This window comes from Streptomyces sp. LHD-70 (genome assembly GCF_031157275.1).
In the GTDB taxonomy this organism is placed as follows: domain Bacteria; phylum Actinomycetota; class Actinomycetes; order Streptomycetales; family Streptomycetaceae; genus Streptomyces.
The window spans coordinates 122,205-135,797 of the sequence record NZ_JAVIFW010000001.1 but is presented as its reverse complement, the minus strand read 5'-3'; the positions used below and the strand labels follow the sequence as shown (position 1 = coordinate 135,797).

Genomic DNA, 13,593 nt, shown 5'->3' with positions numbered 1-13,593 from the left:
TCCAGACGGTGTCCCGCACTCCGAGACGTGGCCGGAACCTGCCGTGAGCCGTGCCGTGCCCCTCTCACCAAGGCGTCAGAAGGGGTGGACGCCCACCGGGGCCGCGGGCGGCGGACCGTACCCCTCCGCGATGCGTTGGTGGTACGTGTCCCGGTCGATGACCTCCAGGCCGACGATCTCCCACGGCGGCAGCTGCGCACTCTGCCGGTGCTCGCCCCAGAGGCGCAGGGCGACCGCGGCGGCGTCGTGCAGGTCGCGGGCCTCTTCCCAGTACCGGATCTCGGCGTGGTCGTTCGCGTACCGGCTGGTCAGCAGGAAGGGGTGGTCGTGGGCCAGCTGTTCGAGGGCCCGCCTGATGTCCGGGAGCGGGGTCGCGGGGCCCGAGACGCTCAGGGTCACGTGCCACAGGCGTGGCTCGTCGGCGGACGCCGGCCGCTCCTGCTCCGCCCGCTGAGTCGTCGGCTCGGTCCGCTCGACCGGGTCCGCGGGGCGGTCGCCCGTCCTGACGCTGGTCAGGGCCCGCTCCCCGCCTCGGGACGCCGCCCCAGGGCGCGCTCGTCTCACCTGGCGGCCTCCTGCTCTGCCTTCGTCGTGCGGACCTGCCCCGCCCGCCTCACTGCCCCGCAAACAATTGCCCCACAGCAAAGTTGAACAGGCCGGGACGCTTCGCGTGGCGTTTTTACGGAAGGTCCCCGCCCAGAGGGCGCCATTTCGGCCGGATCAGCGCGCGAACTGTGCGTACCGCGCGTACGGCACGTACGGGACCCAGGGCCCGCAAGGACCGGGGAGACGGGCCCAGGGACGGAGGGACGCAGGGACGCAGGGACGGAGGGAACCTGCGCGCGGGCGCTCACTCGTGCAGGAGTACCAGGTCGTCCCGGTGGACGACCTCCCGCTCGTACGCCGGACCGAGCTCCTTGGCCAGCTCGCGGGTGGAGCGGCCGATGAGCTGGGGGATCTCCTTGGCGTCGAAGTTGACCAGGCCGCGGGCGACGGCGCGGCCCTCGGCGTCCCGCAGCTCGACCGGGTCGCCCGCGCTGAACTCGCCCTCGACGGCCTGGATCCCGGCGGGCAGCAGTGACGTACGCCGCTCGGTGACCGCCCGCACCGCACCGTCGTCGAGGGTGAGCGCGCCCTGCGGGGTCGAGGCGTGCTGCAGCCAGAGCAGGCGGTCGGCGGAGCGGCGGCCCGTGCTGTGGAAGTGGGTGCCGGTGGCGCGCCCGGCGAGCGCGTCGGCCGCGTGCACCGCGGAGGTGAGGACGACGGGGATGCCGGCGGCGGCCGCGATCCGGGCCGCCTCGACCTTGGTGACCATGCCGCCGGTGCCGACGCCCGCCTTGCCCGTGCTGCCGATCTGGACGTGCGCGATGTCGTCCGGCCCGCGCACCTCCGCTATCCGCGAGCTCTCGGGCCTGGCCGGGTCCCCGTCGTACAGACCGTCCACGTCGGACAGCAGGACGAGCAGGTCCGCGCGGACCAGGTGGGCGACGAGGGCGGCGAGGCGGTCGTTGTCGCCGAAGCGGATCTCGTCCGTCGCCACCGTGTCGTTCTCGTTGACGACCGGCAGCGCGCCCATGGCGAGGAGCTGGTCGAGGGTGCGCGAGGCGTTGCGGTGGTGGGCGCGGCGGGCCATGTCGTCGCTGGTGAGCAGGACCTGGCCGACGCGTACGCCGTAGCGCGCGAACGAGGCGGTGTAGCGGGCGACGAGCAAACCCTGGCCGACGCTGGCCGCGGCCTGCTGCCGGGCGAGGTCGCGCGGTCGGCGGCGCAGGCCGAGCGGGGCGAGCCCGGCGGCGATGGCACCCGAGGAGACCAGGACGATCTCCTTCTCACCGCCGCTGCGGGACTTGGCGAGGACGTCGACGAGGGCGTCCACCCGGTCCGCGTCCAGACCGCCGGACGCGGTGGTGAGCGACGAGGAGCCCACCTTCACCACGATGCGACGGGCCTCGGCCACACTCTTCCTTGCTACGCCTGACACCCTGCGTTCCCCTGCTGCCCTACCGGCGACGTTCGACGGCCAGTGCCGAAACCACTGCCCACGGCCGGTGACGATCCCTGCTCCCGCAATCTACGTGAGACGGGGCGAGGGCCGCCTGCGCATTCCGACCCGTGGTCGGCGCGGGCGGAAGCGGGGGTTCCGGCCGGACGGTGGGCGGCGGCTCGGGGTTCGGTCGCTTTGCCCCGGTATCCGGTGATAGTTGTCACGGAAGATTGCCCGGGCAGCACGGATGGTCATACGGTCAGGGGTCAGCCTTCCTCACGCGGCCCTCCCCCACGGGCCGTTTTTGCCGCATCCCCCCATCCGAACTTTGCCAGGAGCCCAGCCCGTGCCCTCCGCCGGACTCGCCCCCCGCCGCGTCGTGCAGCTGCTCACGCTGTTCACGATGTTCGCGCTCTTCACGGCGCAACTCGCCAGCGCTCTGCTGCCGAATCTGCCCGTCTTCATCGTCGCGAGCGCCGGCGGTCTGGCCCTCGACACCTATCTGCAGTACAAGCGTCCGGGTCTGCTCGCCCTGCTCGGCAAGATCCGGTTCGACGTCACGGTGCGCCAGCTCCTTCGCGACATGCTGATCGTGGTCGGCCTGCTCCGGCTGCCCGGCATCAACCCGCTCGCCGAGCAGGCGCCGCTCACCATCGCGCTGCTCGCCTTCTACCTGGCGCACTTCGTCTGCCAGGCCCTGGCCGTACTGGTCCGGCGCAGCCGCCAGCTGCCGATCGTCACGCGCAACATCGACGCGTCGACGCTGCACCTGAGCGCCGCCCCGCCGCGCATCCTGGCCCGCCGCCAGGCCCACCGCCTGCTCGTCTTCTCGGCCCCCGCGACGGTCGGCCTGATGGTCTCGGCGCTCACCAAGACCGTGTACGCGGGCGCGATCGGCGTCGGCGTCTCGCTCGCCCTGATGGCCGGCGGCACCGTGTACCTGGCCACCTGGATGCTGCCGAAGAAGCGCGCCGTGGACGACGCCAAGGTCATGGAGTGGCTCTCCGCCTGGCTCGACGCGTACAAGCCGACCGTCGCCATGTACTTCTCCGGCGGCACCACCTCCGCGTACCAGGCGAACATGTGGCTCTCCACGCTCGCCAAGGTCGACGGCAAGCCGCTGATCGTGCTGCGTGAGCGCTTCATGGTGCAGAAGATCGACGCCACCGACGTGCCGATCCTGTGCGTCCCCAAGGTCGCGAACATGTTCGCCCTGGAGGACTCGACGCTGAAGATGATGCTGCACCCGGCGAACGCCGCGAAGACCTCGCAGGTCCTGCGCATCCCCACGCTGAAGCACGCGTTCATCAACCACGGCGAGAGCGACAAGCTCTCCTCCTGCAACCCGTACGCGAAGGCCTACGACGAGGTCTGGGTCGCCGGGCCGGCCGCCCGCGACCGCTACCAGCTCGCGGACATCGGCGTCGACGACAAGGACGTCGTGGAGGTCGGCCGCCCGCAGCTCTCCCCCATCCGCCCGTACGCGGGCGCCCCCACCGGCGAGTTCACCACCGTCCTCTACGCCCCCACGTGGGAGGGCTGGGACGGCAACCCCGGCAACACCTCGGTGGTCCTCGCCGGTGAGAACATCGTCCGCGAGCTGCTCGCCGACCCGAAGGTCCGGCTCCTCTACAAGCCGCACCCCATGACGGGCTCGCAGGACCCGCGCGCCGGCGCCGCCAACGAGCGCATCAAGGCGATGGTCCAGGAGGCCAACGCCCAGCGCGCCGGTGCCCGCCCCGGCCCCGAGGCCGACCGCGAACTCGCCCTGCGCACCGCCGAGTTGGACGCGCTGACCTCGTCGTCGTTCCGTACCGGAACCGATGAGATGGAGCGCATGATGCTGCAGACGGCGCCCGCCGAGGACCGCGAGGCGGCCGTGGTCGCGGCGACGGCGGCCTGGGAGGCGGCGTACTGGGGCTCGTTCCCCGAGTGGGAGCACCAGATCATCACCACGGCCCGCCCGGCGATCTTCTCCTGCTTCAACCAGGCCGACGTGCTGATCAGCGATGTCTCCTCGGTGGTCTCGGACTGGCTGAGCAGCGAGAAGCCGTACGCGGTCGCCAACACCTCGGGCCTGTCCGAGGCGGAGTTCCGCTCGGGCTTCCCGACGGTCCGCGCGGCCACGATCCTCTCCCCCGAGGCGGACGGTGTGCCCGCGCTCATGGAGTCGGTCCGCCGGCCGGAGCAGGACCCGTACGCCGAGTCCCGCGCCGAGCTCAAGGAGCACCTGCTCGGCCCGTCGGACCCGCCGTCCATCGACCGCTTCAACGCCGCGATCCGCGCCCTGTGCGCCGAGTCCGACGCCCGCCGCACCCGCGCGGAGGCCCGCCTGGTCTCGGAGATCCCGGCCCAGCGCACGACGACGGACGACGTGGCGGCGGAGGAGGACGCGGACGCAGAAGAGGTCTCCGCGTAGACCTTCGTCGTGCCCACGCGCCGAGTGCGCTGAACGACGACCTACGGCACGCCAAGAGGGCGGCACCGGAACAACTCCGGTGCCGCCCTCTTACGTACTCAAGGGACTAGAACGGCTTGAACTCGTCGAACTCCTCGTCCGCCTCGTCCCGCTCGGCCTGCTTGTCGCGGCGGCGGATCGCGGCCGGACGCGGCGCCTCGAAGCGGTGGTCCTCGCCACGACGGCCGAGCATCTCCGCGCCGGAGGCCATCGTCGGCTCCCAGTCGAAGACGACGGCGTCCTCCTCGGACCCGATCGCGACCCCGTCACCGGTGCGCGCGCCCGCCTTCATCAACTCGGCCTCGACACCGAGGCGTTCGAGGCGATCGGCGAGGTAGCCCACGGCCTCGTCGTTGTTGAAGTCGGTCTGCCGCACCCAGCGCTCCGGCTTCTCGCCCCGCACCCGGAAGAGACCGTCCTCCTCCTGTACGACGCTGAAGCCGCTGTCGTCCACGGCCTGCGGGCGGATGACGATCCGGGTCGCCTCCTCCTTCGGCTTGGCGGCACGCGCGGCGCCGACCAACTCGGCGAGCGCGAACGACAGTTCCTTCAGCCCGGTGTGCGCGACGGCGGACACCTCGAAGACGCGGTAGCCGCGCTCCTCCAGGTCGGGCCGGACCATCTCGGCGAGGTCCTTGCCGTCGGGCACGTCGATCTTGTTGAGGACGACGAGACGGGGACGGTTCTCCAGGCCCGCGCCGTACTCCTTCAGCTCCGCCTCGATGACGTCCAGGTCGGAGACCGGGTCGCGCTCGGACTCCAGCGTGGCCGTGTCGAGGACGTGCACGAGGACCGAGCAGCGCTCGACGTGCCGCAGGAACTCCAGGCCGAGGCCCTTGCCCTGGCTGGCGCCGGGGATGAGTCCGGGCACGTCCGCGATGGTGTAGACGGTCGAACCGGCCGTCACCACACCGAGGTTGGGCACGAGCGTCGTGAACGGGTAGTCCGCGATCTTCGGCTTCGCGGCGGACAGCACGGAGATCAGCGAGGACTTGCCGGCACTCGGGTAGCCGACGAGCGCCACGTCCGCGACGGTCTTCAGCTCGAGGACGATGTCACCGGTCCGGCCGGGCTCACCGAGCAGCGCGAAGCCGGGCGCCTTGCGCCGGGCCGAGGCGAGGGCCGCGTTGCCGAGCCCGCCCCGGCCGCCCTGCGCGGCGACGTACGAGGTGCCCTGGCCGACGAGGTCCGCGAGGACGTTGCCCTGCTTGTCGAGGATCACGGTGCCGTCCGGCACAGGCAGGACCAGGTCCTGGCCGTCCTTGCCGGAGCGGTTGCCGCCCTCGCCGGGCTTGCCGTTGGTGGCCTTGCGGTGCGGGCTGTGGTGGTAGTCGAGCAGGGTGGTCACGGACTGGTCGACGACGAGCGTGATGTCGCCGCCCCGCCCGCCGTTGCCGCCGTCGGGGCCGCCGAGCGGCTTGAACTTCTCCCGGTGTACGGAGGCACAGCCGTGACCTCCGTTACCCGCGGCGATGTGCAGCTCGACGCGGTCCACGAAGGTGGTCATGGTTCGGTGCCTCCAGGGGGGTGCTGCGGGGGTACTGCCCAGCTGACGGGCCTGTCTGTCCGTCTGTCCGGGTCTGTCTATCTAGTAACACGCCGAGGGCGGACCCGCTTCCCGTACGAAAGCCGTACGGAAAGTGAGGTCCGCCCTCGGAAAAACCGCGAGAGAACTCGCTCTACGGTGCCTTGGTTCAGGCGACCGGAACGATGTTCACGACCTTGCGGCCACGGTGCGTACCGAACTCCACCGAGCCCGCGTCGAGCGCGAACAGGGTGTCGTCCTTGCCGCGGCCCACGCCGTTGCCCGGGTGGAAGTGGGTGCCGCGCTGGCGGACCAGGATCTCACCGGCGTTGACGACCTGACCGCCGAAGCGCTTCACGCCGAGCCGCTGAGCATTGGAATCGCGACCGTTCCGAGTGGACGATGCGCCCTTCTTGTGTGCCATCTCTCCTCAGTCCCTTACTTCGCAGCCGTGGGGATCTCAGTGACCTTGATCGCCGTGTACTGCTGGCGGTGGCCCTGACGACGGCGGTAGCCGGTCTTGTTCTTGTAGCGAAGGATGTCGATCTTCGCGCCCTTGTGGTGGTCCACGACCTCGGCCTGGACCTTGATGCCGGCCAGAACCCACGGGTCGCTGGTCACAGCCTCGCCGTCGACGAGCAGCAGGGTCGAGAGCTCGACCGTGTCGCCAACATTGGCAGTGGAAATCTTGTCAACCTCAACGATGTCACCGACAGCAACCTTGTGCTGGCGGCCACCGCTGCGCACGATGGCGTACACGCGGATCTCACTCTCTACGACTCGAAACGGGACCCCCGCAGTCCAGCCGCTCGCGAAGACGATCGGCCTCCCCCGGCACGAGGCGCGAGGGGCTCCCGGACAGAGATCCAGGAGGAGAAAGGTTTACAGGGGTGCGGCGCGCCTATGGACACGCCGACGGTCAAGGTTACGGGGCCCACCCGGAAGGGTCAAACCGGCCCCTTGACACCCTCTCACGCGAACCGCCGCTCACCGTCCTGCGGCAGCGGCTGCACGCCCTTGCACAGGTCGGTGGAGTCGGCGCTGCCCGGCCAGGCGACGGCACGCAGCCGGTTGAAGTGCGCCCGGTACGCGTCGTGCACGGAGTCGTCGTCGACCTTCACCACGCCTCGTCGTTCTCCCGCAGCGCCGGCGCCGTGTGGTTGCCGGAGCCGGTGAAGGAGACCTTGTTCCGCTTGCCGACGTACATCCCGTCGATGAGCAGGTACTTGTTGTGCACGATGTACGGCGTGACGAGCGGCTCGCCGGGGTTCTGCGGGTCCCGGTCGTCGTTGTAGCAGCGCAGGGAAGGGCCGCCGGAGGTGTGCAGCGCCTCCCAGGTGCCCTTCGTACCGCCCTGGCTCGCGGCGCTGTCGGTCTGCGCGTACGTCACATACACCGAGCAGCCCGCCTTCCTCAGAGCCACCAGCTTGTCGGCGATGACCTGCCGGGTCAGCTTGAAGACGGCGACGCGGACCTTGGTGCGCTGGGTGACGCCGGCGGAGTCCCGGTACGTGCAGGTGATGTTGGAGAGGACGTTGTGGACGGTGTCGGTCTCGGTCGTCGTGCCCGCTCTCGGGAAGTAGTACGTCTTGTAGGGCCCCTCGGTCACCGTGCGGTAGCGCCAGCCGCGCCAGTTCTTGCCGGTCATGTCGGCGAAGTAGGAGGAGTACGCGGCGTACAGCCTCGGGTTGTCCGGCAGTTGCAGCGCGTCGTTGAAGAACTTGGTGTTGGCCGACGGCGTCGAGTTGGTCGTCGTCTGCACGACCACGTCCCGCCCGCCCGCGACCGCCGAGAACAGCCAGAACTTGTTGTGCATGATCGACTTCCCGAACTTCGGATCGCCGAGGCATGACTTCCCGGCCGGGCAGAGCAGCGCGAACGACGGTTTCGTACGGTCCGTGCCGAGCGCGGCCTTCAAGGTGGCGTACGAGGGGTTCGTCGGGTTGTCGCTGACGCTGGTCTCGTCGAGCAGCACCTGAATGTGCACGCCACGGGCCTGGGCACGCAGCAGGGCGTTGACGATCGTGGTCTCCCACACGTGGTAGACGGCCACCTTGATCGTGGAGCCGGGCAGGGCGGAGTCGGTGAGCTGCACGAGCCGCGTGCGTATCGCGTACTGCTCGGCCGTGCCACCCAGCGGGTCGTTGAAGACCGGGCCTTCCGCCAGGGCCTGCGGCTCGGCCGCGGAGGCGCCCGCCGCGCCTGCCGCGCCCGCCAGTTGGGCCGCTGCCGCGGAGAGCACGGTGGCGAGTACGGCGAGGCGTCGCGCCCCGGCTCTCGGGCGGACGGGCACGACTCTCGGGCGCGCGGGCACGACGATCCCCTCCCCTGCCCCGGTCACGCGCCCCACCCTGGCACCGCTCCCGAACACCTGACCGTGGGCTCATATGTGTGACTCCGTGACTCTTGAGTCTTACACACAGTGTCCGGTCGGTTGTAGAGGGTTGCCGTGCCGAAAATGAGCCGGTGGTTCCGGTTCCGGGAACGGGCCCGGGAACAGGTACGGGAACGGGCCCGGGTACTGGTCCGGACAAGGCGGCGCCCCCGCCCCGGGTTCACCGGGTGCGGGGGCGTCGTCGTGGCGGGTGCCGGGCGGTACTGCCGTCCGGTCAGCCTTCGTCGTTCGAAGCGGCGGCCGAGACGGAGGGCAGCGCCTGCTGCTCCGCCGCGGCGGTCTTCTTCGCCGTCTTCTTGGCGGCCGTCTTCTTGGCCGTCGTCTTCTTGGCCGCGGTCTTCTTCGCGGTCGTCTTCTTCGCGGCGGCCTTCTTGGCGGGTGCCTTCTTGGCCGCGGCCTTCTTGGCGGTGGTCTTCTTCGCCGCCTTCTTGGCCGGTGCGGCTTCCGCCTCGGGCTCCGGCGCGGGCTCGGCCTGCGCCTTGTCCTCGGTCGGCGCGGCCTCGGCCTGCTCGGCCGGCTGCTCCGCGGGGACGACCAGGACGGCGGCCTCCGCCGAAGCGGTCGGCGCCGACACCTTGCGCACCGCACGGCGCCGCGGCCGCGCGGGGGCGGCCTCGACGGGAGCGGCGGCCTCGGCCTGCTCGGGCTCCGGCTGGGCTGCCGGGGCCTCGACCACGGCAGGCTCCACCACGACGGGCTCGACCACCGCGGGCTCGACCACGGCCACGTCCTCGGCCGGCTTCGGCGAGCCGGCGGGTGCCGTCGCCTTCCGCGTGGCCCGGCGCCGCGTACGGCCCTTCGGTGCGGCCTCCTCGACGGCGGCCGGAGCGGGCTCGGCGACCGGAGCCGCCGCCTCCACGGCCTGCGCGGGCTCGGCCTGGACCTGGGCCTCGGCCGCCTTGCGCTCGCCCTTCTTCGGCTTCTCGGCCTTCGCGGCCTTCTCGCCCTTCGCGGACGGTGCCTCGGCCTGCTCGGGCTGCTCCGCCGACTTCGGCGCACCGGCCGGTGCCGTCGCCTTGCGCGTGGCCCGGCGCCGCGAACGGCCACGGGACGCGGCCTCCTCGGCCTCGGCGGCGCTGCTGTACAGCTCCTCGTCGGGCTTGAACTCAGGCTCGGCGAGCTTCTCCGGGGCCGCGACCTCGGCGGCGACCTCCGCCTCCGTCTCGGTCTCGGCGGCGGGCGCCTCGTGGACGTGCTCCTGCCCGTCCTTGCGGCCACGCTTCTTGGCGCGCTTGCCGCCGCCACCGGCGGAAGTCGGCTGCTCCATGTGCACGATCACGCCACGGCCGTTGCAGTGCACGCAGGTCTCGGAGAAGGACTCCAGGAGCCCCTGCCCGACCCGCTTGCGGGTCATCTGCACGAGGCCGAGCGAGGTCACCTCGGCGACCTGGTGCTTCGTACGGTCCCGGCCCAGGCATTCGAGCAGGCGCCGCATCACCAGGTCCCGGTTGGACTCCAGGACCATGTCGATGAAGTCGACGACGACGATGCCGCCCAGGTCGCGAAGGCGCAGCTGGCGCACGATCTCCTCGGCCGCCTCCAGGTTGTTCCTGGTCACGGTCTCTTCGAGGTTGCCGCCCTGACCGGTGAACTTACCGGTGTTGACGTCGACGACGATCATGGCTTCGGTCTTGTCGATCACCAGGGAGCCGCCGGACGGCAGCCACACCTTGCGGTCGAGCGCCTTGGCGAGCTGCTCGTCGATCCGGTACGTGGCGAAGACGTCGACCTCGGAGGTCCACCTCTGCAGCCGGTCCGCGAGGTCGGGCGCGACGTGGTTGACGTATCCGTGGATGGTCTCCCAGGCCTCGTCACCGCTGACGACGACCTTCGAGAAGTCCTCGTTGAAGATGTCGCGGACGACGCGGACGGTCATGTCCGGCTCGCCGTACAGGAGGCTCGGCGAGCTCGTCGAGGCCTGCTTCGACTTCTTCTGGATCTCTTCCCACTGCGCCTGCAGACGCTCGACGTCACGGCGCAGCTCGTCCTCGCTCGCGCCCTCGGCGGCGGTGCGCACGATGACGCCCGCGTCCTCGGGGACGATCTTCTTGAGGATGGTCTTCAGGCGCGCCCGCTCGGTGTCGGGCAGCTTGCGGCTGATGCCGGTCATCGAGCCCTCGGGCACGTACACCAGGTACCGGCCGGGCAGCGAGACCTGGCTGGTCAGGCGGGCGCCCTTGTGGCCGATCGGGTCCTTGGTGACCTGGACGAGCACGGACTGGCCGGACTTGAGGGCGGTCTCGATGCGGCGCGGCCCGTTGGCCATGCCGAGCGCCTCGAAGTTGACCTCGCCCGCGTAGAGCACGGCGTTGCGGCCCTTGCCGATGTCGATGAAGGCGGCCTCCATCGACGGCAGGACGTTCTGCACCTTGCCCAAGTAGACGTTGCCGACGTACGAGGTCGACTGCTCCTTGTTGACGTAGTGCTCGACGAGGATGTTGTCCTCGAGCACACCGATCTGGGTGCGGTCGCCGTACTGCCGGACGATCATCTCCCGGTTGACCGCCTCGCGGCGGGCCAGGAACTCGGCCTCGGTGATGATCGGCACACGGCGGCGGCCCTGCTCGCGACCCTCGCGGCGGCGCTGCTTCTTGGCCTCCAGACGGGTCGAGCCCTTGATGGACTGCACCTCGTCGGACGGCTCGGTCTCCTTCTTGGGCCGCGGCTCGCGGACCTTGACGACCGTACGCTCCGGGTCGCCGTCGCCCGGCTCGCTGTCCGTGCCCGAGTCACCGGCGCGACGGCGACGGCGACGGCGGCGACGGCTGCTGGAGGAGCCACCGGACTCGCGCTCCGCGCGCTCGTCCTCGGCGTCCTCCTCGGCCTGCTCGGCCGTGTCCTCGGCGTCCTGCTCCGCCTGCTCGGCGGCGGCGTCCTCGGCGCCTTCCTCTCCGGCCTCGTCGTCGTGCTCCTGGGCCTCGCCGCGGCGACGGCGACGGCCACCGCGGCGGCGGCGACGGCCCTGGCGGCCGCCCTGCTCGTCGCCCTCGTCGCCCTCGGCGGACTCCTCGGCCTCGGCCGGCTCCTCCTCGGCGGCGGGCGCGGCGGGCTCGGCGGGCTGGGCGGGCGTCTCGACCGGCTCGGCGGCCGGCGTCACCTCGGCGGGCTCGCCACGGCGACGGCGCCGACGGCGGCCACCGGCGGCGGGCTCCTCCTCGACCGGGGCGGGCGCCTCGACGACCTCCTCGGCCGCTTCGGCGGCAGCCGCGGCGGCGGCGCGCTCGGGCGTCTGGAACATCGGCTCGGTGAACACCGGCTGCTGGAACACGGCGACCGAGGGCCGCTTCGGCTTGCGCGAGCCGGACTCCTCGCCCTCCTGCTCGGCGGCGGCGCGACCGGCGCGCGGCTCGGAGAAGATCGACGACGCCTTACGGGCGGCACGGCGACGGCCACGCTTCGGCGCTTCGGCGGCTGCCTCGGCGGGCACCTCGGCGGCGGGCCCGGCCACGGAGTCGCCCGACTCGGCGGACGCGGCCTCGACCGGCACGTCGGCAGCGGCGGCGGTCTCGGCCTCGGCGGCGGGCGCGCTCACCTTGCGGGTGGCACGGCGACGGGTACGGCGGGGCGCGGCCTCGGCGGCCTCGTCCTGGGCGGGCGCCTCGGCCGGGGCCTCGACGACAGCGGCCTCGACGGGCTCAGCGGCCTGCGCGGGCTCCGCGGCGACGGCCGTCTCGCCCTCGTCAGTGGTCTGGGGGTGGGGGGCACCGGCCGGCGCGGTCGCCTTGCGGGTGGCGCGGCGCCGGGTGCGGCGCGGGGCCTCCTCGACGGCGGCGTCCTCGGCGGGCGCTTCAGCGGCGGGCGTCTCGGCGGCGGCCGGGGCCTCGGCGGCGACCGGCTCCGCAGCGGCCGGGGCGCTCTCGGCGCCCTTCGGCGCACCTGCGGGCGCGGAGGCGCGGCGGGTGGCACGGCGGCGGGCGCGCGGCGGGGCGGCGCTCTCGGCCGGCTCGGGCTGGGCGGCAGCGGCCTCGACCTCTTCGGTCTCCTCGGCGCCGTCCTCAGGGTCCGCGGGGTCCACGGCGGACGCGGTCACAGCCACGACCGGGGTCGTCTCGGCGGCAGCCGTGGGCGGTCCGGCCGGGCGGGAAGCGGCGCGGCGCCGACGGCGCGGCGGCAGCTTGTCGCCAGGAGCGTTATTGGTCTCTTCGGCCTCTCCGGTCACACCGGATTCGTTCGGCTCAAGCATGCGGGCGGTTCTCCCGTCAGGCTCCCGGGCGCCGCGCCTTGCACCGGTGACGTCCGCGGCCGGCGCGCGATGCGCGGGGCCGCCGTCCGGTAGGCGCGGGCGCCGCACGGGAGCTCTCTTTGTCTGTCTCGCCGGTTCCGTACGCGATGTACGTACGGCCTGGCGAAAGTCTTGGTCGGTGGCGCGCGGCCCGACCCAGGTGGCTCCCGAGTACGAGGGCTGCGCTACGACGGACGTCCCTACGCGGAGCCTTCCGGCACCTGCGCTGCCGCGGCGGGCGATCCGGCGGCCCCTGAGCGATCGGCCGGGGCGGCCGGGACTGCCTCGCGGTCGGGCGCGAGCGGGTCGGTCACCGTGCCGGTCTCTTCATCGAATGGCCCCTGCGCCAGCCTGGTCACCGCGACGGGGACCGGCGGCGCCAGGTCGGCCACAGCTCGGAGACCGGACAGGACGTCGTCGGGTCGAACGGCAGGCGTCACGTGCCGAACAACCAGCCGCAGTATCGCACAGGGGTTGTCCACCGGCCTATCAGCTGATGGACGGGAGGCCTGTAGCTCCGCTACGGCGGCACGCGCGTCGAAGCTGCGCATGCCGTTCTTCGTACGCCGCTGCACCTCGACCGACTCGGCGGCGAGGAAGGCCTCGGCGGCGCGCTCGGCGTCCTCGACGGGCACGCCGTCGAGCCTGAGCTCCCACACGGAGGCCTGCAGCCGGTCGGCGAGGCCGGAGGTGCGGGCCTCGACCACGTCGGTGACGTCGAGCCCGTCGGGCAGCGACTCGTCGAGCAGGTCCTTGAGCTTCGCGGGGTCGCGGTGCTCGGTGAGGGCGATCTCCAGGTACTCGGCTTCGCTGCCGGTGCCGGTGGGTGCGGCGTTGGCGTACGACACCTTGGGGTGCGGGGTGAAGCCCGCCGAGTAGGCCATGGGGACCTCGGCGCGACGCAGGGCGCGCTCGAACGCGCGCTGGAAGTCGCGGTGGCTGGTGAACCGGAGGCGGCCGCGCTTGGTGTAGCGCAGTCGGATGCGCTGCACCGCCGGTGCGGGCGGCG

Annotated in this window: 10 protein-coding genes; 1 reads left to right on the top strand and 9 read right to left on the bottom strand. The window is 72.1% G+C overall.

Annotated elements, in window-relative coordinates; translation table 11 throughout:
* Nucleotides 1–75 precede the first annotated feature (75 nt).
* Together RCO28_RS00555 and proB are read right to left on the bottom strand one after the other, a co-directional pair.
* Entirely contained in the window at nucleotides 76–564 is a 489-nt protein-coding gene (locus RCO28_RS00555) for a hypothetical protein (RefSeq protein ID WP_308938887.1), read from the bottom strand.
* Nucleotides 565–850: 286 nt separating this feature from the next.
* On the bottom strand, nucleotides 851–1,957 hold the full coding sequence (proB, locus tag RCO28_RS00550; RefSeq protein WP_308938886.1) for a glutamate 5-kinase: 1,107 nt from the start codon (nucleotides 1,955–1,957) through the stop codon (nucleotides 851–853).
* Between the two features lie 373 nt (nucleotides 1,958–2,330).
* Between proB and RCO28_RS00545 the strand changes: the two genes are divergently transcribed.
* Entirely contained in the window at nucleotides 2,331–4,403 is a 2,073-nt protein-coding gene (locus RCO28_RS00545) for a hypothetical protein (RefSeq protein WP_308938885.1), read from the top strand.
* Between the two features lie 106 nt (nucleotides 4,404–4,509).
* On the opposite strand, the gene obgE is transcribed toward RCO28_RS00545, so the two are convergent.
* The 7 genes from obgE to RCO28_RS00510 form a co-directional block, all read right to left on the bottom strand.
* Nucleotides 4,510–5,949 (bottom strand): GTPase ObgE, encoded by a 1,440-nt coding sequence (gene obgE, locus RCO28_RS00540; protein WP_308938884.1) that lies wholly within the window; start codon nucleotides 5,947–5,949, stop codon nucleotides 4,510–4,512.
* 187 nt (nucleotides 5,950–6,136) lie between these two features.
* Nucleotides 6,137–6,391: a 50S ribosomal protein L27 gene (gene rpmA / locus RCO28_RS00535; protein WP_282515039.1), complete on the bottom strand. Its 255-nt coding sequence runs from the start codon at nucleotides 6,389–6,391 to the stop codon at nucleotides 6,137–6,139.
* A gap of 14 nt (nucleotides 6,392–6,405) precedes the next feature.
* A complete protein-coding gene (gene rplU / locus RCO28_RS00530) occupies nucleotides 6,406–6,726 on the bottom strand; it encodes a 50S ribosomal protein L21 (RefSeq protein WP_161693665.1) in 321 nt (106 codons plus the stop codon).
* Between the two features lie 212 nt (nucleotides 6,727–6,938).
* Entirely contained in the window at nucleotides 6,939–7,091 is a 153-nt protein-coding gene (locus tag RCO28_RS00525; RefSeq protein WP_308938883.1) for a hypothetical protein, read from the bottom strand.
* The gene (locus RCO28_RS00520; RefSeq protein ID WP_308938882.1) at nucleotides 7,085–8,308 is read right to left on the bottom strand and encodes a phospholipase D-like domain-containing protein; all 1,224 of its coding nucleotides are present in this window, start codon (nucleotides 8,306–8,308) and stop codon (nucleotides 7,085–7,087) included. The genes RCO28_RS00525 and RCO28_RS00520 overlap by 7 nt, the downstream gene beginning before the upstream one ends.
* Before the next feature lie 268 nt (nucleotides 8,309–8,576).
* Nucleotides 8,577–12,545 carry an Rne/Rng family ribonuclease gene (locus tag RCO28_RS00515; protein ID WP_308938881.1) on the bottom strand — a complete coding sequence of 1,323 codons (3,969 nt, stop codon included), beginning with the start codon at nucleotides 12,543–12,545 and terminating at the stop codon, nucleotides 8,577–8,579.
* Between the two features lie 239 nt (nucleotides 12,546–12,784).
* Nucleotides 12,785–13,576 carry a TIGR03936 family radical SAM-associated protein gene (locus tag RCO28_RS00510; protein WP_308938880.1) on the bottom strand — a complete coding sequence of 264 codons (792 nt, stop codon included), beginning with the start codon at nucleotides 13,574–13,576 and terminating at the stop codon, nucleotides 12,785–12,787.
* Nucleotides 13,577–13,593 lie beyond the last annotated feature (17 nt).